At 67.5% G+C, this 24,736-nt stretch carries 20 protein-coding genes, 1 tRNA gene and 2 pseudogenes; 8 read left to right on the plus strand and 15 right to left on the minus strand.

Annotation, left to right across the window (positions count from 1 at the left end):
• Positions 1-32: 32 nt before the first annotated feature.
• A complete protein-coding gene (locus OG972_RS28160; RefSeq protein ID WP_266986060.1) occupies positions 33-692 on the plus strand; it encodes an O-methyltransferase in 660 nt (219 codons plus the stop codon).
• A 44-nt stretch (positions 693-736) separates the two neighbouring features.
• Here the strand turns inward: OG972_RS28160 and OG972_RS28165 are convergent, their stop codons facing one another.
• From OG972_RS28165 to OG972_RS28180, 4 genes are all read right to left on the minus strand, one after another.
• A complete protein-coding gene (locus OG972_RS28165; protein ID WP_266986062.1) occupies positions 737-961 on the minus strand; it encodes a zinc ribbon domain-containing protein in 225 nt (74 codons plus the stop codon).
• Positions 962-1,058: 97 nt separating this feature from the next.
• Positions 1,059-1,580: a DUF4383 domain-containing protein gene (locus tag OG972_RS28170; protein WP_266990752.1), complete on the minus strand. Its 522-nt coding sequence runs from the start codon at positions 1,578-1,580 to the stop codon at positions 1,059-1,061.
• A 143-nt stretch (positions 1,581-1,723) separates the two neighbouring features.
• The gene (locus OG972_RS28175) at positions 1,724-3,091 is read right to left on the minus strand and encodes a hypothetical protein (RefSeq protein WP_266986064.1); all 1,368 of its coding nucleotides are present in this window, start codon (positions 3,089-3,091) and stop codon (positions 1,724-1,726) included.
• 71 nt (positions 3,092-3,162) lie between these two features.
• The gene (locus OG972_RS28180) at positions 3,163-3,951 is read right to left on the minus strand and encodes a DUF4097 family beta strand repeat-containing protein (protein ID WP_266986066.1); all 789 of its coding nucleotides are present in this window, start codon (positions 3,949-3,951) and stop codon (positions 3,163-3,165) included.
• A gap of 190 nt (positions 3,952-4,141) precedes the next feature.
• Here OG972_RS28180 and OG972_RS28185 point away from each other — a divergent pair.
• The 3 genes from OG972_RS28185 (at position 4,142) to OG972_RS28195 (ending at position 7,326) form a co-directional block, all read left to right on the plus strand.
• Positions 4,142-4,216 (plus strand) — tRNA-Val (locus OG972_RS28185).
• A gap of 667 nt (positions 4,217-4,883) precedes the next feature.
• Complete coding sequence (locus tag OG972_RS28190; RefSeq protein ID WP_266986068.1) at positions 4,884-5,120, plus strand: hypothetical protein; 237 nt, start codon at positions 4,884-4,886, stop codon at positions 5,118-5,120.
• A gap of 766 nt (positions 5,121-5,886) precedes the next feature.
• Positions 5,887-7,326, plus strand: coding sequence for an NF041680 family putative transposase (locus tag OG972_RS28195; RefSeq protein ID WP_266977986.1), 1,440 nt, complete (start codon positions 5,887-5,889; stop codon positions 7,324-7,326).
• A 36-nt stretch (positions 7,327-7,362) separates the two neighbouring features.
• Here OG972_RS28195 and OG972_RS28200 read toward each other — a convergent pair whose 3' ends face one another.
• The 4 genes from OG972_RS28200 to OG972_RS28215 form a co-directional block, all read right to left on the minus strand.
• The gene (locus OG972_RS28200; RefSeq protein ID WP_323135900.1) at positions 7,363-7,617 is read right to left on the minus strand and encodes an HNH endonuclease signature motif containing protein; all 255 of its coding nucleotides are present in this window, start codon (positions 7,615-7,617) and stop codon (positions 7,363-7,365) included.
• A 75-nt stretch (positions 7,618-7,692) separates the two neighbouring features.
• Entirely contained in the window at positions 7,693-8,016 is a 324-nt protein-coding gene (locus tag OG972_RS28205) for a hypothetical protein (RefSeq protein ID WP_266986070.1), read from the minus strand.
• Positions 8,017-8,667: 651 nt separating this feature from the next.
• The gene (locus OG972_RS28210) at positions 8,668-9,465 is read right to left on the minus strand and encodes a hypothetical protein (protein ID WP_266986072.1); all 798 of its coding nucleotides are present in this window, start codon (positions 9,463-9,465) and stop codon (positions 8,668-8,670) included.
• Positions 9,466-9,974: 509 nt separating this feature from the next.
• Entirely contained in the window at positions 9,975-10,559 is a 585-nt protein-coding gene (locus OG972_RS28215; RefSeq protein WP_266986074.1) for a flavoprotein, read from the minus strand.
• 269 nt (positions 10,560-10,828) lie between these two features.
• Here OG972_RS28215 and OG972_RS28220 point away from each other — a divergent pair.
• Positions 10,829-12,028, plus strand: a pseudogene (locus OG972_RS28220) (IS4 family transposase); the annotation flags it as partial.
• 242 nt (positions 12,029-12,270) lie between these two features.
• Here the strand turns inward: OG972_RS28220 and OG972_RS28225 are convergent.
• Entirely contained in the window at positions 12,271-13,926 is a 1,656-nt protein-coding gene (locus OG972_RS28225; RefSeq protein ID WP_266986076.1) for a transposase domain-containing protein, read from the minus strand.
• A gap of 214 nt (positions 13,927-14,140) precedes the next feature.
• On the minus strand, positions 14,141-15,298 hold the full coding sequence (locus OG972_RS28230; RefSeq protein WP_266986078.1) for a hypothetical protein: 1,158 nt from the start codon (positions 15,296-15,298) through the stop codon (positions 14,141-14,143).
• 523 nt (positions 15,299-15,821) lie between these two features.
• Here OG972_RS28230 and OG972_RS28235 point away from each other — a divergent pair.
• Entirely contained in the window at positions 15,822-16,412 is a 591-nt protein-coding gene (locus OG972_RS28235) for a hypothetical protein (protein ID WP_266986080.1), read from the plus strand.
• Positions 16,413-16,506: 94 nt separating this feature from the next.
• On the opposite strand, the gene OG972_RS28240 is transcribed toward OG972_RS28235, so the two are convergent.
• On the minus strand, positions 16,507-18,552 hold the full coding sequence (locus OG972_RS28240) for a SpoIIE family protein phosphatase (RefSeq protein WP_266986082.1): 2,046 nt from the start codon (positions 18,550-18,552) through the stop codon (positions 16,507-16,509).
• A 611-nt stretch (positions 18,553-19,163) separates the two neighbouring features.
• Between OG972_RS28240 and OG972_RS28245 the strand changes: the two genes are divergently transcribed.
• Entirely contained in the window at positions 19,164-19,292 is a 129-nt protein-coding gene (locus OG972_RS28245) for a hypothetical protein (RefSeq protein WP_266986084.1), read from the plus strand.
• A gap of 753 nt (positions 19,293-20,045) precedes the next feature.
• On the opposite strand, the gene OG972_RS28250 is transcribed toward OG972_RS28245, so the two are convergent.
• Both OG972_RS28250 and OG972_RS28255 read right to left on the minus strand, forming a co-directional pair.
• On the minus strand, positions 20,046-20,735 hold the full coding sequence (locus tag OG972_RS28250) for a hypothetical protein (RefSeq protein WP_266986086.1): 690 nt from the start codon (positions 20,733-20,735) through the stop codon (positions 20,046-20,048).
• Positions 20,736-21,069: 334 nt separating this feature from the next.
• Positions 21,070-21,261: pseudogene (locus tag OG972_RS28255) on the minus strand (transposase family protein); the annotation flags it as partial.
• 34 nt (positions 21,262-21,295) lie between these two features.
• Between OG972_RS28255 and OG972_RS28260 the strand changes: the two are divergent.
• Positions 21,296-21,490 carry a hypothetical protein gene (locus tag OG972_RS28260; RefSeq protein ID WP_266991060.1) on the plus strand — a complete coding sequence of 65 codons (195 nt, stop codon included), beginning with the start codon at positions 21,296-21,298 and terminating at the stop codon, positions 21,488-21,490.
• Positions 21,491-21,754: 264 nt separating this feature from the next.
• Here OG972_RS28260 and OG972_RS28265 read toward each other — a convergent pair whose 3' ends face one another.
• Positions 21,755-22,939 (minus strand): alpha/beta hydrolase, encoded by a 1,185-nt coding sequence (locus OG972_RS28265; RefSeq protein ID WP_266986088.1) that lies wholly within the window; start codon positions 22,937-22,939, stop codon positions 21,755-21,757.
• 1,095 nt (positions 22,940-24,034) lie between these two features.
• Complete coding sequence (locus OG972_RS28270) at positions 24,035-24,619, minus strand: flavoprotein (protein WP_266986090.1); 585 nt, start codon at positions 24,617-24,619, stop codon at positions 24,035-24,037.
• Positions 24,620-24,736 lie beyond the last annotated feature (117 nt).

Genomic DNA, 24,736 nt, shown 5'->3' on the forward strand with positions numbered 1-24,736 from the left:
AGCCTGCCCGGCACGCACAGAGAGAGTCTGCGATGTCCAAGGGAAACGAAACCAAGATCACGGACGAGTTGTACGCGTACATGCTGGCGCACAACCCCCCGCTCGACGCGGTGCAGCGGGAGCTCGTCGAGACCACATACGCGCGCCTTCCCGATCAGGCCGGCATGCAGTCCGCCGAGGAGCAGGGGCCACTGCTCGCCTTCCTCGTACGGCTGACCGAGGCCCGGCACATCGTCGAGGTCGGGACATTCACCGGGTTCTCCGCTCTGGCCATGGCGCAGGCGCTGCCCGCCGACGGGCGGCTGATCGCCTGCGACATCTCGGAGGAGTGGACCGCCTACGGCAGGGAGGCGTGGGAGAAGGCAGGCGTCGCCGACCGGATCGAGCTGCGCATCGCCCCCGCGCTCGACACGCTGAGGGCGATGCCGTCCGAACCGCACATCGATTTCGCCTATCTGGACGCGGACAAGGGCAACTACATCCCGTACTGGGAGGAGCTGGTGCCCCGCATGCGGCAAGGCGGCCTCGTCGTCACCGACAACGTGCTGTTCCACGGCGGCGTGACCGACCCGCAGGTGACCGGCGGGGCGGCGGCGATCAAGGAGTTCAACGAGCATGTGGCCGCCGACCCGCGGATGGACAGCGTGATGCTCACCGTGGCGGACGGGCTGACACTCTCCCGCAGGAGGTAGCGCCGCCCGCCCGCCGGGTCGAGCCGTTCGACGCCGCGGCCGGGTCAGCCGCAGCAACCCCCACCGCAGCAGCCCCCGCCGCCACCGCCACCCGACGGGGCGGCGGGCGCGTTCTTGGCCGAACCCCCGCCCACAGCCACGGTGGAGAGGAGCTTCACGGTGTCCTCGTGCCCGGCAGGGCAGGAGGCAGGGGCCGAGGAGTCGGCCATCGGACGGCTGAGTTCGAACGTGTCTCCGCAGGAGCGGCATCGGTACTCGTAACGAGGCATGACCCCAGGCTAACCGGCGGCGCCGGCCGGCAGTGGTATCCGGCAACAGGACCCAGGGGCGGTACGGGGAGGGCGCACCGCCCCGACGGCACCGCTCCTAAGACCGGGCAATCGGCATGGACTGCCGCCGACGGCGGCGCAGCTCCTGAGCTGCCTGTTCGGGATGGCGGGCCTGCCAGTACGGGTTGTCGTGCGGGAGCCCGCCACTGACCCTCCCGTACATCCCGAACATCATCAGCATCAGCCCGACGACAAAGCTGAACAGCACGTTCTGCAGGTGGAAGGCCAGGAAGTTGTAGTCCGTGTCGAGCAGCGCGAGATTGATGAAGCCACTGAGGATGAACGCGATCCCGAGGACCATGTTGAGCGTCGAGGCGAAGTTGCCGCCGATCACCATTCCGGTGAACAGGAGCAGGCCGACGCAGATGGACAGGACGCTGAGCGCGCCATTGGTGTTCAGGCCCGCGACGGTGGCGCCACCCGTGTCGAAAAAGCCGATCTTGTCGATGAGCCCCAGGATGCCGAAGGCGAGCAGCACCAGTCCCATCAGCCCTGCCCCGACACGGTAGACACTGCTGAGCCGGTGATCGACCGGGAGATGTTCGTCGAGCCGGGCCATTCTGCCGGGTCTTGCCGGTCCTCGCGCCGCTCGCTGCGGATGATGAGGGAGCTGCGGGAGACGCGGGGCATGAGTGTGGGCCATGGCGGCCTCCTTCGGACAACCACCATGATCCGCCCCGCCCCGGGCCCCGACAACTCGGCTCAGCCCCCGGCGCCACGCTCCTCCCGGATCTCGGAGACCACCCTCGCAGCTGTCTGCCGCACCGCTTCCGTCTCGGTCAGAAAGTGCCAGTAGTCGGGGTGGCGGCCCTCCAGTCCGGCGACGGCGCGCTCCAGCCTGGCCACTCCGTCGTCCAGCGGTCGGGCATGGCGCGGGTCGGGCGTGTTGCGGCCCGCCATGGCCAGACGCTGCGCGTCCCGGATCGCGAACCGGGTCCGCTGGATCTCCTGCTGCGGATCCTTGGCCACGGCGTCGAGCCGGTGCAGCCGGTCACCGGCCGCGGACACCGCCTCGTCCGTCGCGTTCAGCAGGGCCCGTACGGTGGAGAGCCGCGAGGTCGCATCCGCCCAGCGCTGCTCGTCCCGCGCCTTGGCCGCCTCCTTGAGCTTCTCCTCGGCCTGCCGCACATTGACCGCCGCCTGTTCCGGAACCGGCTGAAGGTCCTGCCAGCACGCGGCCGAGAAACGCCGCCTCAGCTCACTCAGCACCGGCTCCACCGAGCCCGCGCGGGTGGTCAGCGCCTGGGCACGGGTACGCAGCGACACCAGCCGGTGGTCGATCTCGGCGGCACGCTCGGGAAGCTGCGCCGCCTCCGCCCGTATGGCCTCCGCACTGCGCAGCACCTGATCGGCGCGGAGCAGCGTCTCCGGCACGCCGTGCCGGCCGGCGCCCTGGTTGAGTTTGGTCAGTTCGGGGGCGAGGGCCGCCAGGCGCGCGGCGAGATCGTCCGCCCGCAGCCCGGACGCGCGCACCGCGTCGAGAGCATTGCTCGCACCGAGCAGCGCCTGCCGGGCCCGCTCCACGGCGGGCGCGAGCCGGGCGAGCTGTGTCTCCGCGTTTCCCAGGAGCGGACCGAGTCCCTGGGCGAACCGGTCGAGCTCTCCCTTGACCCGTACGAGCTCGTCCTTGGCACCCGTCAGCTCCGTCCTGGCACGCGCCGCGATCGCCGGTTCGAGATCGTCCCGGTCCAGGTCGTGCGCGTCCACCGCCGTGATGTACGCATGGCTCGCCTCGTCGATCCGCCGCCCCAGAGCGGCGAAGTCGTCCACGACCTTGCGCGCGGCGGGCGAACTGTCCACCGCGGTGATCGTCTCGATCGAGATCTGCAGATCGCGCTGAGCGGTGTCCAGCTCGTAGAACGCCTCCGCGGCCGCATCCTTAGCCGCCTGCGCCTCGACACGCTGACTCTCCCCACGGCCGCCGAACCAACGCCGTGTACCTCCACCGGCGAAAGCGGCCGGCACCGTGGCGGCGAGCAACGGCACCGGAAGCAGCATCAATGCGAGGACGTCCCTGACGGCGGAAATGCCACCCGCTCCTGCCCGCGGCCGCGCGTGTGTCGCCGTCACATCCCTCTCCCGTGCCGTTTCGCCCTGCCCGGTTTATTCTCCCACCAGGTAAGGACGAACACACGGGCCGGTTAGTTCGCCGTTCGCACCGTGATCTGACCGTTGTCGCTGTGAGCCTTCACCACATGAGGACTGCCGTCGCTGCGCGGCACCTTCACCGAGGTGCGCCCGTTCCTCGCGGTGGCAGTCACCGCGTACGCCTCCGAACCGCTCGGCAGATCGATGGTCACCCGGCCGTTGTCGCTGACGGCGTCCACCAGATCCGGCACAGCGCTGAACCCGAGCCGGATCCCCCCGTTGTCCGAGCGCGCGGAGACGGACCTGCTGGAGATCCGCTCCGTGACAAGGCCCCCGTTGTCGCTCTCCAGCTTCAGCGGACCGCTGGAGTCACGGACGGTCACCCTTCCGTTGTCGGAGTGGAGCGTGAGCGGAGTGTCGAACCCGGACGCGACGACCCGTCCGTTGTCCCCGTTCACCGTCACCGCGACACCACGCGGCACCCTCACCTGGTGGCGCGACCCGCAGTTACTGATCAACGCGTCGCACTTCACCCGCAGCGTGAGCGTGTCGTCCCGCATGGACCACCGGGCATCGGGCCCGTTCCCGAGCACCACCCACCCGTCGACGCGCCGGGTCACCTCGACCTTGCGCACATCGGCCGGCACGAGCTCCACGGTCGTACCGCCGGATTCGATGGTCAGCGTCTTCCCGCTCAGCGCGAACGACCGGTGCTCGGCCGGCGCGTCGTCCACGTCCGCGCTGCCACAACCGGTGAGGGCCAGGGCGACGAGGACAGCTCCGCCGGACGCGACGAGCGCGCGGGGCCGGCTACGGGCGCCGGTGCGGGTGCGGAGTGCCATGGTGATCGATCCCCCATCCGGTCCGGCGGGCTGTCCCGCCGGTGTGGTTCCACCGTAGGGAGCGCGCCGGCCCGGGGAGAATCCGGGCGGCTACCGTAAGCGGGGTGGGGATATCCCCCGTCTCCCCGTCGGCCCGGACAACCGTTTGTGAGCATGGGCCCTGTGCCATGTACGCTGTTCCTTCATCCACGGGTGCGTAGCTCAGGGGTAGAGCGCTGCTCTTACAAAGCAGATGTCGGCGGTTCGAAACCGTCCGCGCCCACCAGCCATAACGCCCCCGCAGCGAGCCGCTGCGGGGGCGTTGACGGTAGTAGGTGACGGCAGTCCCTCGGGCACGTCGCGTCGCGCTGGATTGCGTGAGTGGAAATCTTCTCTACGGGTTCAAGCACCCGGCTGCGCTCCGCTCCGCCGGGCGGGCTTCCCGGCTCCGCTCGGGGCGCCGCTCCTGCCTTCGGCCCGCTCCGCCCCGGCTGCGCCGACGCCCGCCCACATGTGGATAGGCCCGGTGGCATGAGTCGAGCACCTGACGTACTCGCCCCACGGTCAAGGACGATGCCTCCGGCGGGGGATCGGCCGGCACCGGGATGGAGGGGGCGCCGTTCCCGGCCGCGGGCACATCGTGGCGAGCGTTGGGGGCTCCCATCCCGTCCACCATCGACCCAGGCAGAGCCGAGCAGACGCGGCCCATGGCGTCCAGGTCGTTCGTACAGTGGCGCGCTCCACCTGGACGCCATGAACCACGCCCGCTCCACAGACGTGTGGGCCGACGGCGGACGGGATGGGAGCTGGGGAGAGTGGTGGGTATGGCGAAAGTCAGGGTGCACGTCGCGATTCGCAGCTAATCTGCGTTCGATGCACGCTGGAGTGGCAGCAGTATTGGGAGCGCTGGCGGGGCGGTAGCCACGACGGGTTGTCCAGGCGGAGGGCGGGGAATGATCAACCTTGCGGAAGAAAGTAATACGCAAGTCTTGATGGGGGTTTCGGGGGTTTTCCTGGTACTGCTGGGATGCTTGTTCCTCGGCTTTGCCCTTCTTACTGCCAAAGTGATTCGCGAAGAGCGCGAGAAGGGGAATCACGATGCGGCTCAGAAAGTCCGCCGAACTAGAAAAGGATCGATTGTGATCGGGGTTCTTCTGATCGGCTTCGGCGGGTTTCTTTTCTTCTTCTAGGGAGCTCGTGCACGGTTGTGAGCTGACCCAGTCCCGTCGCTCGCCGTACAAGATCAACTGACCTCGCAATCGCGTTCGGGATCACCGTGCCCACGACTGTCGCCCCAAGCGTCGACCACCGCATGCGCTCCCCTGAAGTCCAGTGCAACCGGCTCTTCTTCTCAGCCAGCAGTACAGCAGCGAAGTACCGCAACTACAGCAGCCGTCAGCGACTTGCACCGCCTCTGTAGGACCTTGATGCAGCCGATATGACCACTGGCGACCGAGCTGCATAGAGCTACGGATCAGAAGGTGCCCGTGCCCGATCCGTGCCCGACTGAGCGGGGAACCACGGTCAACCACGGGGTGCTAAGGCCAGCTCCAGGGTTCCCCTTGGTACCCGTTCCCGCTGGTCAGCTCACCGATGGGGGCCCAAGGCCCGGTGATTCCCAAGCTCAGAGTGTGGGCTACCTGCCAGCGCCCTGCGACGCCGGGCCCAGAACGTGATCGACTTGGACTGGCCAGTCGTGGGCCATGTGTGGGCCAGGCGAGACGCCCGGGGTGCTGCCTCGGGCGTAAGCGCAGGTCAGTGCATCGTCAGTTACTCCCGCTGCCCGGTCTTGATACCCGTTCCCGTCGTGCACAGCCTCCTCGCACGACCTTAACTTGGCTTTAAACCCCACCAAGATCATTTCTTGGTGGGGTTTGTCGTTCGCCTGACAGCTGGGCGGCCTCTGCTTGATCATGTGTTTCCGCCAAGAGACACGTTGATCAACCAAAGGCCGTGATGGACAGTCTGCAAGACGGCGCCGTGCGCGTCGAGGCCCTGGCCGGGTTGTCCCGGTTTCGCCGTGAGCTGTACGAGTGCCTGACGTTGCGGGCGGATGCTCTGTTCGAGCTCATGGACGCGGTGCTGTGCGCCGACGGGCCGGTGACGTCCCTGCCGGAACTCTCGCTGTCGGGGGTGCATCGGCGCGGGCACGGAGCGATGTACGACGCGCTGGCCCAGGGGCACATCAACGTGTCCCGGCTTCGGATGGCCCTGGCGGGGCTCGTACTGCCGCGCGGGGCGGACGGGCAGCTGTCCATCGCGCTGGACGTCACTCCGTGGCCGCGTCCGGATGCCGAGTGTTCGCCCCAGCGGCTGCACTGCCACCGTCCGTGCCGGTGCGACGGGGTGCGTCAGACCATCCCGGGCTGGCCCTACCAGGTCGCGGCGGCCCTCGGCGGCGGCCGCTCCTCGTGGACCGGGCCGCTGGACGCGGTGCGATTGGGGCCCGAGGACGATCCCACCGAGGTCACCGCCGCCCAGATCCGCGACCTTGTCGCCCGCCTGGAGCGGGCCGGGCAGTGGCGACCGGGCGACTTGCCGGTGCTGTTCGTCCTGGACTCCGGCTACGACCTCGTGCGCCTGACCTGGCTGCTGCGCGAGGAGCCGGTGCGGCTGCTGGGCCGCATCCGCGCCGACCGGGTGATGCGCGCCCCGGCCGGCAAGCGCCGCGGAACGAACCCCGGGCGCCCGCCCCGACATGGAGCGGAGTTCCGCCTCGCCGACCCCGCCGCCCACCCGGCCCCGGTCCAGGAGTCGGCCGGCGTCCACGACCGCTTCGGCCAGGTCCTCGCCCGCTGCTGGGGCCGCCTGCACCCCAAGCTGGACCGGCGCGGCTCCTGGGCCCACCACGAAGGCGAACTCCCCCTCGTCGAGGGAACGTTGGTCCATCTGGCGGTCGAGCACCTGCCCGGCAACCGCGCCCCCAAGCCGCTATGGCTGTGGCACAGCGACCCCGACGCCACCGCGCACGACGTCGACCGCCTCTGGCGGATCTTCCTTCGACGGTTCGATATCGAGCACACTTTCCGCTTCTTCAAGCAGACCCTCGGCCTGACCCGACCCCGCCTGCGCACCCCCGAACAGGCCGACCGGTGGGTGTGGCTGATCCTCGCCGCCTACGCGCAACTCCGTCTCGCCCGCCCCCTGACCGAGGACCTCCGGCGCCCCTGGGAAAAGCCCCTGACACCGGATCGGCTCACCCCCGGCCGGGTCCGGCGCGGCTATCCCCGCATCCGGCGGATCCTGGGCACCCCGGCCCGCGCGCCGAAAGCCTCCCACCCCGGCCCAGGCCGCCCCAAGGGCCGCACCTCCACCCCCGCACCCCGCCACCCAGTCGGCAAGAAACAGCGCAAAACGGATATGCCTAGACGCGGCGGGGCCGAGCAGCAGCCTTAAAGATCAAGCTTAAGACAGGGGCCTCTTGCTTAGGCGCTAGCTGAGCTTCGCCGCGTGGAGGCGGCGTGCTGTAGCTGCGAGGAGGTGTCGGAGCTTTTCCCTGTTCTCGCCGTAGGTCTTGAGAGCGTGGCAGCTCGGGCACAGAGCGATCATGTTCCATGGGGCGTCGGGCCCGCCCTTGGCCAGGTCTTTGACGTGGTCGACCTGCAGGATTGGCAGGCCGGCGCTAGCTCCCAGGGCGAGCCCCTCGACCCCGGTTTCCAAGCGGAACTGGGGTCTTCTCGCGCCCACTGCTAGACGCTAGTGCGCAGCTCAACCCCATGATTCGCTACTAGCAGGGGCAATCCTGCGCCTTGCACGCTCTAACTAGCCCTGCTGCTGTTGCTGCTGGCCGCCCTGCTGCTGTTGCTGCCCATCGAAGAAGCACGGCAGGCCGCCCTGCTGTTGCTGCTGGCCGCCCTGCTGCTGTTGCTGCCCATCGAAGAAGCACGGCAGGCCGCCCTGCTGCTGTTGCTGCTGACCCGGGAAACGCGGTTGGTCGATGGTCGTGGGCGCTGCCTTCGCGGGGGCCGATGCCGCCACAGCGGCTGGGGGTGAGGCGCTGGCCGTTTCCGCGGCGAAACCTGCTGGGAACGCCAGAGAAGCGATGAGCAGTGGGCTGAGCCGGACGAGGTACCGCTTGCCACGCATGACTTTCTCCCTTCGACTACCGGAGCGAAAGACAGGCGCTCGTTCACAAACGGTGTTTCAGCACCTCGTAGGGCCGAACGCCGCTCCCAGCAGGAGCTTCACACTCGGCAGAGCGCGCATCAAAAGACCGGCCGTCCTAGGAGTGGAGGTCTCCAATAACAACCATCCACAATAGTCGCCGTGAGGAAGATCGGCTACCGGCAATCTTCGTGACGATCATCGGGGAAGCCGACGAAAAACGGGCTCTCGCCGTGGATCGAAACTACTGACGGCAGAGCGGTAGGCGGATGATGCGCACCTGGGAGAAATCGGGGAGAAGATCTTCTCCCCGCATCTTCCGCCCGCAGTGCCACACCAACTCATGCCAACGCGTTGACCTGGGCCGATGTGTGGCATGCCAGGTGCAGTTCTCGCTCGGACCTTATTCGGGGCGAAGGGGTCGTGGGTTCAAATCCCGCGGCGTTCCCGGGGCCCCTTCCCCCAGGTGTGCCCCAGGAGCATCTAGTGGCTCGGCTCGGATGGTTAACCCGAATTGATCCGCCATCCGTTGCCCGCCAGGCTGCCTCCAAGGGTCGATCTTGGAGATCGTCGTGGGGCGTCGTCCGGGCCGCGAACAAGCTTCGCCGTCGGCGCACTGATCCCGCCCGCCGCCTAAGACCCGCCTTCGAAGAAGCCGGACTTCAGGTCCCCGATGATGACGTCGAGTGGATGCCCACTCACGGTGAGCGGTCCACTCCAGGGCGCGGTGAGTGCGAAGAGCAACGCCAGGCTCAGCCCGACCACACTCGCAACGCCCAGAACGAGCAGTGACGTTCGCAGGCTGCTGCGGAAGGTGAGTGCGCCGGCGTTCACGATCAAGGCCAGTCCGCCGACCACAAGCGTGACAACGTAGAGCGCGGGTACGTCGCGCGAGGCAGCCGCAACGCGTGCGCGACGACTATTGGTGACGCTGTCCAGGGAAACCAGCAGCTCCGTGCTCGCCGGGGTTCCCAGCTCAGGCCGGGCCGCCTCGGCACGCACGCTCCGCTCCAGCCGCGTGATCGCGTGAGCGGTGGCCGGGTCGTCACCGGACGCCGCTGCCGCACCCTCCCATTCCCTGACACGCGTGGCCTGCAGGTAGTCCAGCAGTGCCGAATGGATCGGCTCCGACTGGACTCGCGGACTTGTCGCCGACCACGCCAGGCGGGAGGCTGCGGCCGCCTCGTCGCTCACCAACTGCTCTGCTGCGCGCAGGTAGCTGGCCTCGCTGGCCAGCGAGAGTGCCGCAAAGATCGCGAAGGCGGCGCCGAGTGTAGGCATCAGGGGCATGGCAATCTGGGGCACCCGATCCTGTTCCCCGACCGGTACGAGCGCCCGGACGCCGACCCGCGCCACGGCCGCGACCAGTAGGGCAAGGAAGAGCCAGCCAACAACCAATACCACCGTCGGCAGCGAGGCCAACCAGTTCACCACATCACCTACAGCGCGTTCCCGCGAGCGTCACACGGCGGCGCCCCACGACCTGGACCTTCAACGAACGCTCCATGATCACAGGTCGAAGACCTCCGATGCCCGCGACGCACGGCACCGGCACCTCGCTTCGTTGGCCAATCAGCCGAGTACGGCCCAGTGCGACGCTGTTCGGCCGCCTTGCGATGCACCGCACCGGACGCCTTTTGTTATCCGCCCAAGGTTGCGAGACGCGCTGTTAGCCCGGCCTCTGCCGCCTGTCGAATGCGTGCCGAAGGCCGGTCGACGAGACGCCAAGCACGGGAAGAGGAGCAGGTCAGCAGGGGTATGACACCCAACCCACCAAGCGCCTTCTAAGCGCTTGGCCTCATCGATCAGCAAGGTTGTGGTGACTGCAGTGTCTGACGGCAACGTCAGCGCACTCGATCGCTCCTGAGCGGCTCTTGGGCCACTCACCGTGCTGTGTCATCGGTTTGGCGCCCAGGCGGGCCGTTCAGTTGGTAAAACTCCTAAAGCGGGTGTCGAGCAGCCCTGGCCGTCACGTGCTGGATGGACTCCATGATCGCGGCCCAGGGCAGCTGTCGAACCGCCGGCCCTTCGCGGGGTACATAGAGCGGCCAGACGTCAGGACCGTGGATGAGCTCTACGTCCGCCTTCCGTAGGGCCGCGACATGCCCGTCCCACGCTGGGTGCCGTATGTGTGCTTCGTTGACCCGCGGGAACACCACGACGGGAACGTCGATCGTGCCGAGCGCCTCGCTCACTTGCGTCAGTGCTTGGTTGTCGGCGATGCCCATCGCGAGCTTGGCAACGAAGTTCGCGCTTGCGGGGGCGACGACGTAGCAGTTGGCGACCGGGTGGGGGCGAGCCTCGGTCGGTAGGCGAGGCGTATCCCGGACTGGCAGGCCGGTTACGGCTTCCAGTCGGTCCATCTCGCCATTTGCCCGCAGCCATTGGCCGGCATTCGGGGTCAGGGTCACGGCTACCTGCCAGCCGAGGGCGATTGCTGGCTCGACCAGGCCGGTGCGTAGTTGCTCGACTCCATCGGCTGCCGTGCCCACGACTCCCAGCACTCCGCGACTGCCTGCACTCACGGTTCCACCACCCCAGGTCGGTCCGTCCCCTTGGCCAGCAGTACAGCAGAGAAGTACCGCAACCACAGCGACTATCAGCAACCGCTGTTGGCCCCGAGAGCCCGCGTGGACAGGTCGGCAGCCCTCAGTGACCGTCGTGCCGATAGTTCGCATCGAGAGGCTTACAGTGCTCTACGTGTAGTCGGCGAGGAACTGCGGCCGGTACTGCTGCTGATATCGGTCTAGGGGCAATACCGTTCAGTTAAGTGCTTCTGGGTTATTGTAGGGGGATGCCGCGTTCTGGTTGGGTGAAGCCGTCTTCTGATGTCCGGTTGTCGGATTTGGTGTCTGTGGGGTTGCTGACGCGGGTGTTTCCCGCAGATGTGGTTGACGCGGTGATCGAGGAGGCGGGGCGTACTGAGCGGCGTCACCGGTCCTTGCCCGCGCGGGTGATGGCGTACTTCTCGATGGGGATGGCGCTGTATTCGGATGGCTCCTACGAGGATGTGTTCGCGCAGCTCACGGATGGGCTGTCGTGGGCGTCGGGGTGGTCGGAGTCGTTCACGCCGCCCTCGAAGTCGGCGATCTTCCAGGCCAGGGCTCGTCTGGGGTTCGAGCCGGTGCGGGATCTCTTCGCGCGGGTTGCGCGTCCGCTGGCGGGGCCGGACACGCCGGGGTCGTGGCTGGCCGGGCGTCGTCTGGTGGCGATCGACGGGACGTGCCTGGACGTGGCAGACACGGCAGCCAACGCAGAATTCTTCGGGCGGCCGGCTTCCAGCCGGGGGGAGCAGTCCGCGTTTCCGCAGGCCCGCCTGGTGGCATTGGCGGAATGCGGCACTCATGCCGTCTTCGACGCTGCCACCGGCCCGTGCAGCGTGTCGGAGATCGAGTTGTCCCGGCAGCTCGTCGATCGGCTGGAGCTGGGCCAACTGGTCCTGGCCGACCGGGGCTTCTACGGGTTCCGTCTGTGGCAGCAGGCCGCCGCCACGGGCGCGGATCTTCTGTGGCGAGTGAAAACGAACCTGCGGCCCCGGCATCTGGAAACACTGGCCGATGGGTCCTGGCTGGCCCGGATCGTCCCGACGTCGGGCACGAACCGGGCCACGACGCAGCCGCTCACAGTCAGAGTGATCGACTACACGGTCGATGACGGCCGGGACAACCCCGAGGAATACCGGCTGCTGACCACGATCCTCGACCCGGCCGACGTCGGCGCCGAGGACCTCGCAGCCGTCTATGCCCAACGATGGGAGATCGAGACAACCTTCGACGAACTGAAGACCCATCAACGCGGGCCCCGCGCGGTACTGCGCTCGAAAGCCCCCGACCTTGTCCAGCAAGAAATCTGGGGACACCTGTGCTGCCACTACGCCATCCGCACCCTGATGGCCGACACCGCCGCGCACACCGGCCAGGACCCCGACAGAGTCTCCTTCGTCAAAGCCCTCCGCATCGCCCGCCGTTCAGTCGCGCAGGGCGCATTTTCCCCTCCGAGCGCTGACACGGCCGACGCAGCATGGCGTCACGCCATCCGATGGCTCACCCAACACCTCAACCCACCCCGCCGAAAACGCTCACACCCGCGAGTCGTCAAACGCAAGGTCCTGAAATGGGCCGCGAAACGCTCCCACCACGCACACTGGCCCCAGCCCAAACACAGCCCCCACATCACCATCCGGGTCCACTAACTGAACGGTATTGGGTCTAGGGGGCTTCCCCCAAGGCCGGGTAGTTAACGTTCTCGCAGGTCATGCAAGGGAGTTGATCGGCTCTTGCGTAGCGGCTGTGTAGATGCCGGGGCCGTGCTTTCGGAGGTGGCCGTCCTTGGTCCAGCGGGAGAGTTGTCTGTACATGGTGCCGAGGGTGATGTCGCCGAGGTGCTGTGCGAGTTCGCGGGCGGGCCAGCGGCGTTCGGGGTCAGCCCGGAGCAGTTCCAGGACACGTTCCCGGCGGCTGTGTGGTGACCGGTGAGTGTGCCGGTCGTCTCGTGAGACATCGGGCAGGGGCGCTCTTCGGCAGCGGGTGCGAGGACGGTGACGTCGAGGTCGATGACGGTGCGACTGGTGTCGGGCCTGCCGTCGTCGAGGCGCTCGCTATAGCGGGAGACCGGTGATTTGACCTTGCGGGTGCTGACCCGCTGCCGCCGGGGCGGCAGCAAGGCGGCCAGAACCCGGCGTCCGATGAGACCGACCGGCTCGGCGGCCGTGGTGACAATGTCGGCGGCCTGGACGACCTGGTCACGGGCGGTCTGGAGGGCGATAGTGAACCCGCAGCGGTCCGGATCGGTGCCCGGGACGGATTCGGCAGCGTCGACCATGACCATCCGGAGCGCTTGGTAGAGCGTCAGCAGGGACCACATCTCCTGCTCGATACCGATCGGGTCACCCGAGCGCAGGAGGCGCCCGTCCATGATCGTGTGGCGGAGCGCGTAGTACGCCGATTCGTGTTCCCACCGCTGGTGATAGAGACCCGTCAGCACGGCCGCCGGGTAGCGGCGGGCGTCGGTCAAGGTCGTGACCAGCCGGTAGGACCCGGTGAAGACGGTGCCGTCCGCGCAGGTCACCGTGATCTGCGCGTCGATGACTCGCACCCTCACCGTGCCGATCACCGACAGATACGAACCGTCGAGGAGACGGGACCGGACCGGGGTGCGCCGGTTGTTGCGGAGCCGGCCCAGGACCTGGGCACGGGTAGCGGTCACCGCGGCGAGGAAGTCGTTGCCGTCGAACCCCTTGTCCCACAGTACGAGCATGTCCGGCCTCAGCAGATGCAGCAGACGGCCGGCATAGCTCGTCTCACCCTCGGCAGTAGGACCGAACACCGCGCCGATCAGGGCCCGGGTGCCGGTCTCGACCAGCGTCATCAACTCCAGCGTCGGATAGCCATGATGGGCGGTCCTCCCCAGCCAGGAACGGTTCCGCTCGGAGTCGGGGACCTTCTGCGAACTGCAGCCGTCGAACGACACCGTCCGGTACGGGCCGAACCGCACCCCCGGCGTCCCTGGCTGGGTCAGCGGCCCGGCCAGCACGTCGAACAACGCCCGCACCGGCGCACTACCGAGTCTCCGGCGCAGGTCACGCAACGCCTTCGCGGTCGGACAGACGACCGGCATCCCGACCAGGCCGGCGGTCAGCTTGTCCCAGACCAGTCGGTAGCCGACCTCGGGGAACAGGCACATCGCGAGCAGGAAGTAGACCCCGACCCGTGAGGGCAGATCACGCAGCCGCCGCTGCACGGTCCTCGTCTCCGACAAGACCGCGTCGACGAGCTCAAACGGAACGATCCGCGTCAACTCCCCCAAATGGCCGGGCGCGAACCGGCCCCCGGCCACAGTGACCGTACGGGTGATGGTCGCCAGCGCAGGCGGCAGGACACAATGAAAGGGCAACGGAGCTCCTTGCGGGACAAGCTGTCTTGGACGACTGCCTGTACCAACGAGCTCCGTTGCTCTACATCAGAAACCCGTTAACACCCCTTGCGTGACCTGCGAGAACGCTAACTACCCGGCCTTGGGGGGAGGCCCCGGTTTTCAAGATCGATCAGGGGTTAACTGGCCTATGGAGACCCCATCGACCTCACTGCAGCTCTGCAACGCGGCGATGTCATCCGTCGAAGCGAGACCACTCGACGGTGGCATCAGCCAGCAGAGCCAGAGCGCTGCGGTGAGTGGCACCGGCCCACGCCTCGAACTTGTTATCGCCTGCTTCGCAGACGTGCATGATGAGGCCCGGCGCCACATAGAAACGGGTGGGGCCCCAGGGCCAGAAGGGTCGCAGCGGAACCGGCTCAAGCCGCTTGGTGAGCTGGTCAACCTGGTGTGCCGTGAGTTCAAGGCTGCGAGGCAGCGCCAGGTAGTCCGCGCCCATGGCGGCCTCGAAGAGTGAGAACTGAAGGAGGAAGCCACTGAGCGGCTCCTGTTCGGCGATCGGCCTTTCGCTGTCGTCGCAGAACCAAACGGTCGGATCGGTCTCTCCACCGCCGAGCGTCCACAAGAGTGACCAGACGAATCCTCCTTGGTTCTCGACACCGAAAACCAGCATTTCTCCACGGTCGTCAGTGCGCAGGGCCGACTCGGGATGGATCCTGTTCTGCACTCCAAGAGCCGCCGGCCGCTGCACTGCCAGCCGGTAGAGCTGTCTCAAGCCATCGGGTATGGGTGCCAACGGCAGACCGGTGGAAGGCGTGTCGGCAGTGTCGGTGGTGGGGTACCAGTCCGTGACGAACTGCTCCAGCGCCACGGCACGGTCGCCATTCACGTGCCGGAGCCATTCCAGCCCTGGAAGATTCACCGCAGGCAGTGGCGGACGGACCCGGTCGAGCAGGAACCTGCTCAGGGGCACTTCAAGCCGCACCACGCAGCGGGTGAGTTCGTAGTCGGTGCAGCCGGGCCGCTTAGCCGTCGCAGCACTCACAGTACGGCTGACGCCCAGGTACAGGAGGCCGTCCTCGATACGGACCATGAGGTGCACGGGCAACACCTCGTCATCCGCGCCCCATTTCCATGCCCGCCCCGTGAGCCGTTCAGTGACCGGTGCCGGCGCCGGGCCGAACAGACGGACCTCCTCCGAGTTCCACACCCCGCTCCTGTCCGGGCCCCTGTCACCCGCGTCGGTGACGATCACGGTTCCCGCCGGACCGATCACGACCGTCGCGCCACCGAACGTGAAACGCTCGGTATCCTCAGCACCACCGACCAGCGCAAACGCCTGCGCCTCGTCGGTCAGCACCCCCAGCGGCATTGCAGGAACCTGATCAACCATCCCGATATCTTCCCTGGCCGCCACAACACCCAGCGGCCCGCCCCAGCAGCCGCCACAAGACCGACTGTCAGACCCGCCAGAACTTCGAGGCGGTCGGCGGGGGCAACGAGTACTGCGCCCAGATCCTTCTGGGGCTTCGTAGCGACCGGTATGGCCGTCGTCGAACGATTCGGCTAGAGCAACGGATCAGAGGGTGGCCGTGCCCGATCCGTGCCCGACCGGGCGGGGAACCACGGTCAACCACGGGCGCCAGCGCGGGCCCCAGAGTTCGCCTTGGCACCCATTTCAGCTGGTCAGCTAACCGATGCCGACGCACGGCGCGGTGATTCCCAAGCTCAGCGCTTAGGGGTGCCGGCCGAGCGGGCTAGCAGTCTCATCCGCGGATGTTCGCAGCCGGGCATCGCTCATGGCCAGGGGTGCGAGGCGGCGCGTGTGGAGTGAGGATGAAGAGGTGAGGGCGATGGAGCCTCATATCCGGGCGCTTGGCGACCCTCGGCCCTATCCGTGGCAGGAGAATCTCACGATGGCTGCGACGACAGGTGCAACCCAGCCAGCTCAGCCCGAGCGTCCGGGCAGGACGGATGGGGTGTGTGGCGAGTTCACCGTCTTTACCAAGATCAAGCCGGGCCATGCGGATGCACTGCGTGAGGATCTCGCCGCGCTCGCCAGCGGGTCGGATGACGTGGAGGCCCGTGCGGCGCTGCGCCAGATCGGCACCCTGCACGACGCACGGCACGTGATCTTCGATAACGACACCCGGTTTATGTTCGCCAGCGTCTTCGACGGCTCCTGGGACACCTACATCGACGACTTTGCCAGGACGGTAGTCGGGGCCCACTTCGACAGGGTCTTCTCGCACAGCGAAGGGTTCCCCGGCATTAGCGATCCAGGGGTGAAGGACTGGTTCGTCGCCCACCAGGCGCCCGCGGGGGTCTTCGTCAGCTCCTATCCCGAACTGACCGTTCAGCAGATCTGGAAGGACGAGCGCGTGGACGAGGCGTTCCAGGAGGTGCTGGACACCCCCGAGTTCCGGGCGGCGCTGGACAACCCGGCCAATGCCGAGTTGCTGGCCACGCCTGCCTTCCAGAAGCTGCTGGAGGAAGCCGCGGCCTAGTACTCCAGCGGAACAGCTCCGTCGTTTCCTGTTCTGAGCACAGCGTTACAGCAGCGCAGTACCGCGACCCCCAGCAACGCACGGTCGTGGAGCGTCAGGGCAGGGCCTGCTCAGTCCAGATGGTCTTGCCGCGTCCGGTGCGGCGGGCACCCCAGTGCTGGGCCAGTTGCGCAACCAGGTACAGGCCGCGACCGCCTTCGTCGTCGTCCTCCGCGTGTCGCAGCTGGGGGGCGGCATTGCTGTTGTCGGAGACCTCGCAGATCAGCGCACGGTCGTTGATCAGCCGGAGTTCTGCCGGCCCCGTGGAGTAGCGGACGGCGTTGGTCACCAGTTCGCTGGCGATCAGTTCGGTGCTGAAAGTGAAGTCGTCGAGGTCCCAGTCGGTGAGCTGGCCGGCGACCAGGCGGCGGGCTGCGGCGGCGCTCTCGGGTTCGTGGGGCAGCGTCCAAGAGGCCACCTGGTCCGGGCCGAGTGAGCGGGTGCGGGCCAGCAGGAGCAGGGCGTCGTCGGCGGGGTTGTCGGGGAGCAGTGAGGTCATCAGGGTGTCGCACATGTCCTGCAGGCTGCCGGTCAGGCCCGGGGGTGTACTGAAGGCGGTCTGGAAGGCGGGAAGCCGGTCCTGATCGGTGTCCTGCAGCAGTTCCGCGTTGTGGAGGGTGAGGATGCTGCCCTCGGGCAGGTCCACGCTGGTGGACCGGTAGGAGGCCACGCCGCGTCCCAGGTTCGGCCCCGCCGGGACGTCGATGACGTGGATGCTGCCGTCGGGCAGGGCCAGGACGGGCGCAGGATGTCCCGCCCGGGACAGGGTGCAGGTGCGGGTGACGGGGTCGTAGATCACAAAGAGGCAGGTCGCCGTCAGCTCCGACTGGTCGGAGTTCTCGACGGGCGGGTGTTCGCGGGCGAGCTGCTCGGTCAGGGCGTGGAGGCGTTCGAGGAGTTCGTCGGCCTGCAGGTCTATCGCGGCCAGGGCGCTGGTTGCCGTGCGCAGCCGGCCCATCGTGGTCACGGTGAACAGGCCGTGGCCGGACACATCGCCCGCGACGAGCGCGATGCGTGCACCGGAGAGTGGGATGACGTCGTACCAGACGCCGCTGGAGGTCAGAGGCAGGAAGGTGTACGCGGTCTCCGCAGCGGTGTACGAGGGCAGCCGGTCAGGCACCAGGGCGCGCTGAGTGAGGCGGGCGAGCGTGCGCTCACGGGTGTAGCGGCGGGCGTTGTCGACGCACACCGCGGCCCGGGCCACCACATCGGTGGCGACGCCAAGATCGGCGTCGCCGAAGGGCGGTGACCCGGGGCCGCGGTAGAAGGTCGCCATGCCGAGCACCACGCCGCGCGCGGCCAACGGGACGGCGATCAGCGAGTGCACCCCCGCCTTACGCGCCATCTCGGCATGCACCGGATGCCGGACCAGCCACGGGTCGTCGGCCTTCAGCTGCCGAACGAGCCGGGGCCGCAGGTCGCTGAGGGCCTGCGCGTACGGGCTGCCCCGGAGAATCACCCTGACATTCCCGACCTCGTAAAAGGTCGGAACCGCCGTGATCGCCTCCACCGCTCGGAAGCCTGCCTGGCGCACGGTGACTGGGTCGACCAACGGTCCTGGGTGCGGCGCCTCACCCTGCAGCACGGCATCGAGAACACCGACCGACACCAGGTCGGCCAGCTCGCCCACGGCGACATCGGCGAGTTCCTGCGCCGTACGGAACACATCCAGGCTGCTCCCGATCCGCTCACCGGCCCGGTACAGCAACTTGAGGCGCTGCTCGGCGCGATCCGGCCCGGTGATGTCCACAACCGTGCCGGCCACCCCCAGCGTGCGCCCCTCGGCGTCCTGGAGACGGCACGCCGAGACCGACAGCACCTTCTCCACGCCGCCCAGGACGGCCAGACGGCCCCGGTACCGGAAATCGGTCACCGCCTCGCCCGTCTCCAGCACCGTGCGCAGCATGCTCTCCACATCGTCCGCGCCGAATCCCAGCTCGCGCCAGGTACGGCCGACCGCGTCACTCAGGTCGAGGCCATGGACACCGGGCGCGGCGGAGTTGAAACGCACGATCCGCAGCTCCGGATCCAGTACATGCAGGCCGATGGGTGGCTGAGTGAACAGCGCGTGCAGCACCGCCGCATCGAAGCCAGAGTCCATGCCTACGACAGCCTCCTTCGCGCGATGACAGCCAGCATCAACGCCACGCCGCCCTCCAGCGCGGCGACACCACCGCCCGGTTGCCTGACATCACCCCACCGCCCGTCCCGAGCGTCCGGGAACGAACGTTCGTGCGATGCGAAGATCCATCTGCCGTTCGCGCCTCTCTACGACTCGGACGAGTAATGCTTCGGCGCCGCCGGAGGTCGGTCCGGCACGATGAGCCCGGGTAGCGGCATCTGACATCCACTCTTGACATCAACAAGCGGGGACGACGTTGGACTTGAGCGGCACTCCTCGTCCCAAGCGGGCCGGGAAAGGAGCCCACTTGCAGGCTGGGATCGGGTCCGTGACCGAACTCCTAAAGCGGATGTCATCGACCACGGAGCGCCCTACCGGGGCCGTCTCGGGGCCGTGGAAGGGCGCTCAACGATGACCAACGCTGACAACTGCCGACAGCTCAGCAGCAGGTCACGGCGTCGATCGATGATGTGACCGCAGGTCGGAGACCCGGCATGTCACTTCTTCGGCTACTGATCGCACCCAGCGGCGCTTGACTCGCCCATCAAGACTCCACCGACCTCGCGCTACAGTCTCGCCGGGAGGTGCCGATGACCGAGCGCAATGACAGATGGATCGAGGCGGGGAAGACCGCCGCGGCCATGGCCGTGATCGCGGGGGTTCTACTGCTGGCGCTGATGGCCACGGCCCTGCGTTTCTTCAAGTCGTTGCTCTTGTGACAGTCACCGAATCTCGCCTCATGCAGAGTCCTGCCGGGGCGCGCTATCGCACCAGCCGGTAGCTGTAAGCAGCGACCGAGGGAGTCAAGCGCCGTGGCTCTCGCTGACATCAGCACCTGACACCAACAGCAGCAAACACCGGCGGTTACGGCCGATCCACAGCGACCACCGGGGCCGCTGAACCGGCTGCATCCCCTGGCGTAGTGGGGGTGTGTGACCGACCTGATAAGGATGAGGCCGGGTGGCAAAGTTCAGCGGCTTGCATGCAGGACGGTGACCGATGGGCGGCGCATCCAGCCATACATCGTGACGTCGACTTCTACGTCCGCCACCCCGAGTGGGGACGACTCGGTTACCTCGGCCAGTGCGGCGCTGACGAGGCCGGCCCCGGACTGTCCTGGAAGGAGCTCGCCATACTCGCTGAGGCCGCACAGAACAGCAGTGAAAGCCCGGCCGATAGCTCACAGCGCCTTCTGCTCCTGCTTCCGATGCTCGGCGATGTGGACTTCTTGGTGGTTCTAGCCAGTTCGACCGACTACCGCGAGTGTGGTGTCGGGCGGGACAAAGGAGTCGCTGACGGGAGCGGTCGGCCAATCTCCGGCCAGGCAGTACGCATGCGGATCTTGCTGGACTTGTATGCCCAGGTCAAAGGCTCGTAGTGGCGATAAGCGGACCGGTCTTGAAGACCGTGGCTGCGCGAGCGCGGTAGAACAGCCCGGCCTCCTGTGGGGCACGTCCCGTGCACCACCGCTCTCAGGCACTGCCGCCCGGTGGGGCGACCCTGGCGACCTTCGACGCGCCCCGGCGCACTGGCCACCAGCTGTACAGGACGTACAGCAGCAGGATCGGGGCGGTGGCCCAGGCCATCAGCTTGAGGCTCGTCCCCCCGTCCCCATCGTCGGAACCCATCAGCACAATCGGGAAGCCGCCGAGCGCGAGGGCCAAGCCCGTCACAAGCCCGGCGATGGGCTCCCAGGACTGTGTGGCCCCCTTGGGCGCAGGTCGATACCGCAGCCACCACCAGTACGACAGAAGTCCTAGCCCGGAGGCCAGCGCCGCCACGGCGAACGCCCCGGGCAGCCGCCCGTCGTGGACGGGGGACCGATAGGTCTCCTGCGCAAGGGAACCGAACCGGATCGCACGGAGTTCGTCGTTCCAGTAGATGCCGGTCACACGATCGCCGCGACGCACGGATTCGTATACCTGCAGCGAGCCGGCCATGCGCACCCGGTGCTCGGCCCCTTCGGGACGGTCCGCGTAACGCAGGGTGAGGAAGTATTTGTGGGTCTTCCCGCTGAAATCGGTCTTCTTATCCGTGACGGCCGCCACGACGGCCGCCCGGCATGTGTCGGACCGGGTGCCGACCGGGCAGTCCGGCGCCGCGGCGTACGCCCGGTTGTCCCTCTCGGCGAGCGGTACGAGGGCGAACAGCACTTCCGACACCAGGACGAGCAACAGGCCGACCGCGCGAACGCGCCGCGCCCCTCCTGCGGATTGCCGGATACCTTCTCGTGCCCCGCCCACCACGTCCGTCTCCCCCACTGTTCCGTCGCGCTGGCATAGTCCGCTCTCACAGCATCGTTCACCAGGGGGTGCACCCGGCATCAAGATGCCGTACAGATTGCCGGACACCGACATGGACAGCCGCCCTGAACTCCTGGAGCCGATGCCGGACGGCATTGAGCACTGTGCCTCATGAAGTTGCGGGTCACGGGGCTGGTGTGCGCGGGGCTCGGGATGCTCGTGCAGGTCGTGGGCGGGTGACTTCAGTGAAGACTTCTCGGTTCGTCAGGACCAGCAGGGCTCTGACCAGGGCGGTCGCCCACTTCGGGTCGGTGCGAACCTTGCCGAGGACCCGCCAGTTCTTCAGGCGGGCGAAGCCGTGATCCACCGGTGCCCGGACTGCGGCAAGAGCTCGGTTGGCCAGTTTCTGACTGTAAGTCAGACATCGGTTCCGGGCGGCCTGGTAGCCGGTGATCACTGCCTGGTCGGCGTCAGGACCGGTGTCGTCGAGCCCGACGAACCCCAGGTCGGCGATCGCGCCGAGCCCGGCAGCCCGCCCGCTCGGCCTGGACCTCTTGCAGCTGATCGGCCAACTCCTCGGCGAGTGGGTCCATTTCACCCGGACGAGCCGTGATCCGTTCCAGCTCCCGCACACCCACGCCCTCTCGACCTACCGGCCCGGTGACGGATCGTGAGAGCGGCAGCACGGTCACCGCAGCCGAACCCGACAACGACCCCGGCCGACATGTCAGACGATCTTCACCGTGGACACCGGCCGACGATCAGCGCGAGTATCCCGCCCGCACCTCACACCAGTCCCGCGACCTGCAAACTTCACGATGCACGGGTCTCAGTCTCCCGCTACTGCGCATCCGTCAGTTCGCGTCGCCGCACCATACGACCCACATGCTCAGCGCCGACCTTGATCCAACCACCCAGCAAGAGCCATCAGAAACGACCTAACGGGCTGAGTCGGGAGTGCGCTGCGGAGCAGCCAGGACCCAGGCGGCGAAGGCTTCGACGCCGTCCACGACTGCCTCGAAGCGCGGGGAGTGGAACAGGTCGAAAGCGTGCTGTCCGCCGGGCAGTTCGGCGTAGACCACGGTGCTGTCCGAGACGCGGCGCAGTTGGGCGTCGAAGTTCCGGGCGCCCTCGACGGTCGCCAGCGCGTCCCTGGTGCCGTGGGCGATGAGGAATGGTGGCGCACCGGGGTTGAGGTACGCATACGGTTGGTACGGGGACGGCGTTTCATCGGGCTCCTCGCCGAAGAAGTGGCCGTAGTAGCCATAGAGGCAGATCGCCGCGGTGACCGAGGTGTCGGCCGACTCGAATCCGGGCTGGAACACCGGGTCGTTCGGCGTGAGCGCGCACAGAGACGCCAGGTTGGAGCCGGCGGAGCTGCCCGCCACGAACAGCCTCGACGGATCGGCGCCGTACTCGGGGGCGTGCTCGCGGACCCAGGCAATGACCTTCTTGGCGTCGATCTGGTGGCCGGGGAAAGTGGTCTGGGGCCGCAGCCGGTAGTTGGCGCTGATGCACACCCACCCCTGGCTGGCGAGCCGGTAGAGCAGGGGCCGTGCCTCGCGGTTCTTCGCCCCGCTGGTGTAGTGGCCGCCATGGAAGTAGATCAGGACCGGCGCGTTCTGTGGTGTGTCGAGGCGGCGGTAGATGTCGAGGAGATTCCGGCGGCCGGCGTCCCCGTAGCGGATGTTGGGGATCCGCTGCACGTCACGCCGTCGCATCAGGCCCGGCAGCAGCAGGATGCGGGCCCAGGGCCGGTGGCGCCGCAGCGGTACGTGCACACGATCCCGCCAGCCGGTCCCGAGGCCCTGCTCAAGAGCCCGCCCGACCACCTGATCCGTGCGCAGGCCCCGCCAGGCGGAGACAGCAAGGCCGACGGTGACGACGGCGGCCACCGCGGCCGCCACCTTGGCGCCTGGTGACTCCAGATCGCCCTGGGCGGCGGCCAGTGCCGTGGAGGCCACCAGAACATAGATGCCCACGAACGGCACCTCGTTGAGGCCCAGGCCGAACCAGAAGCTCATGGTCGCCAGTGGCCGGGGCCGGCGTGGCGCGACAACGGCGAAGAAGGTGCACCAGGCGAAGAGCGCGGTCGTCGCCACATATCCCATCGGCATGTCCATGAACGTACCACCGTCAACTTCGGGAAATTTCCTGGGACTTCCCCGCCCAGCCCCGACGCCGCAGGTCACTCGTTCGTGCAGATCCAACGAACCCGGTTCAACATCAGCGCACACACGCGTTCTCGGCAAGGTCCGCACCGAACAGAAGTGGGCGACTGCTCCGGTGAGGACCCTGCTGGTCCTGACGAACCGCGAAGTCTCCCCGAGACCGACGATCTTCGCCGAAGTCATCCGCCCACGACCAGCACGAGCACCATGAACCCCGCGCACACCAGACCCATGACCTGCAACTTCACGATGCACACCACTCATTGAGCTGAAGGGATCCCCGTCCGGGCAGTCCAGCAGTCCCGTCCGCAGCCGTTCAGCTCTCCTGCGAGCAACCCAGTGGCCCGGCCCGCGGACGACCGTGAACCAGGACGAACGGGGCCGTGCAGAGTTGGAAAGCGTGCGCCGCCAGGCACCGATCGGCATCGACTGCGCATCGGTGTGCGCCTTCCGAGGGGCTTGCTCCTCCGCAACGCTTACCTGGTCCGAAGGTTCACCGACACTGGGGGAATCGTGGCTCGGTCGCAGTCCAGGTGTGGGGCGCATACTCAGAAGGGGACCAGGTGTCAGCGGCTTGCGATGGTTGGGGCACCCCGATGTGACCGTCACCGCGGCGACTGGTCCTCGTACACGATCCAGAAGCGGAAGGAAGCCGAGCGTAAGGCGAAGGCCAAGCGGCGGAAGTGAAGCCGTAGGGCCGTCACCGGGTCATTCAAGGAAGGCCGACGGGCGTCTCGGTCATGTGCCACTCCCGTGCCAGACAGGACGGGGAGTAGCGGTAAACCACGGGTGCCACGGGGTGCCGTCAGATTCACCCTGACACCCGTTTTCCCTGGCCAGGGCGCTGCGGGAGGACCGAAGATCGGTGATTCCCAAGCTCAGGTCTTGGACGGGCCAGGGCGCTGGGACGATCCCCTGGAGTCCTGCCCATACCCGCAGTTGTTCCGATTCTGACATCGATGGCTGATCAACACCGGGGTGCAGTGGCAGCCCTGAGCGACTTGGCACAGCAGTAGGGCGGCGTCGGTCAGCGCGTCAGGGATCGAACTAACGCGGGTGTAGAGCAGGCTGGTCGGTCACGTGCTGGATGGATTCCGTGATCGTGGTCCAGGGGAGCTGTCGAACCGCTGGCCCTTCGCGGGGTTCATAGAGCGGCCAGACGTCAGGACCGTGGATGAGCTCTACGTGCGCCTTCCGTAGGGTTGCGACGTGCCCATCCCATGCCGGGTGCCGTACGTGAGCTGCGTTGACCCGCGGGAACAACACGATGGGGACGCCGATCGTGCCGAGAGCCTCGCTCACCTGTGTCAGTGCCTGGTTGTCCGCGATGCCCATTGCGAGCTTGGCGACGTAGTTCGCGCTGGCCGGGGCGACGACGTAGCAGTCGACAACCGGGTGGGGGCGAGTCTCGGCCGGCAGGCGGGGAGTGTCCCGGACCGGGAGGCGGGTCAGTTGCTCCAGGCGGTCCAGTTCGCCGTTTGCCCGCAGCCATCGGCCGGCATTCGGGGTCAGGGTCACTGCTACCTGCCAGCCGAGGGCGATCGCTGGTTCGACCAGGCCAGTGCGTAGTTGCTCGACCCCATCGGCTGCCGTACCCACGACTCCCAGCACTCCGCGACTGCCTCGGCTCACCGTTCCACCGCCCCGTATCGGTCCGTCCTTCGGCCAGCAGTACAGCAGAGAAGTACCGCAGCCACAGCAACCGCTCTCGGTCGGCAGCACCCTCCAGAGGCCTCAGAGTGGCCTGTA

This window comes from Streptomyces sp. NBC_01669, assembly GCF_026339735.1.
Taxonomy (GTDB): domain Bacteria; phylum Actinomycetota; class Actinomycetes; order Streptomycetales; family Streptomycetaceae; genus Streptomyces; species Streptomyces yanii.

Excerpts from the sequence above, each read along its gene's own strand:
- OG972_RS28205 (WP_266986070.1), bottom strand. The coding sequence starts at position 8,016 with ATGCGTGGCAAGCGGTACCTCGTCCGGCTCAGCCCACTGCTCATCGCT.
- OG972_RS28180 (WP_266986066.1), bottom strand. The coding sequence starts at position 3,951 with ATGGCACTCCGCACCCGCACCGGCGCCCGTAGCCGGCCCCGCGCGCTC.
- OG972_RS28160 (WP_266986060.1), top strand. The coding sequence starts at position 33 with ATGTCCAAGGGAAACGAAACCAAGATCACGGACGAGTTGTACGCGTAC.
- OG972_RS28170 (WP_266990752.1), bottom strand. The coding sequence starts at position 1,580 with ATGGCCCGGCTCGACGAACATCTCCCGGTCGATCACCGGCTCAGCAGT.
- OG972_RS28165 (WP_266986062.1), bottom strand. The coding sequence starts at position 961 with ATGCCTCGTTACGAGTACCGATGCCGCTCCTGCGGAGACACGTTCGAA.
- OG972_RS28265 (WP_266986088.1), bottom strand. The coding sequence starts at position 22,939 with ATGGACATGCCGATGGGATATGTGGCGACGACCGCGCTCTTCGCCTGG.
- OG972_RS28240 (WP_266986082.1), bottom strand. The coding sequence starts at position 18,552 with ATGGACTCTGGCTTCGATGCGGCGGTGCTGCACGCGCTGTTCACTCAG.
- OG972_RS28230 (WP_266986078.1), bottom strand. The coding sequence starts at position 15,298 with ATGGTTGATCAGGTTCCTGCAATGCCGCTGGGGGTGCTGACCGACGAG.
- OG972_RS28235 (WP_266986080.1), top strand. The coding sequence starts at position 15,822 with ATGGCTGCGACGACAGGTGCAACCCAGCCAGCTCAGCCCGAGCGTCCG.
- OG972_RS28195 (WP_266977986.1), top strand. The coding sequence starts at position 5,887 with ATGGACAGTCTGCAAGACGGCGCCGTGCGCGTCGAGGCCCTGGCCGGG.
- OG972_RS28190 (WP_266986068.1), top strand. The coding sequence starts at position 4,884 with ATGATCAACCTTGCGGAAGAAAGTAATACGCAAGTCTTGATGGGGGTT.
- OG972_RS28245 (WP_266986084.1), top strand. The coding sequence starts at position 19,164 with ATGACCGAGCGCAATGACAGATGGATCGAGGCGGGGAAGACCGCCGCG.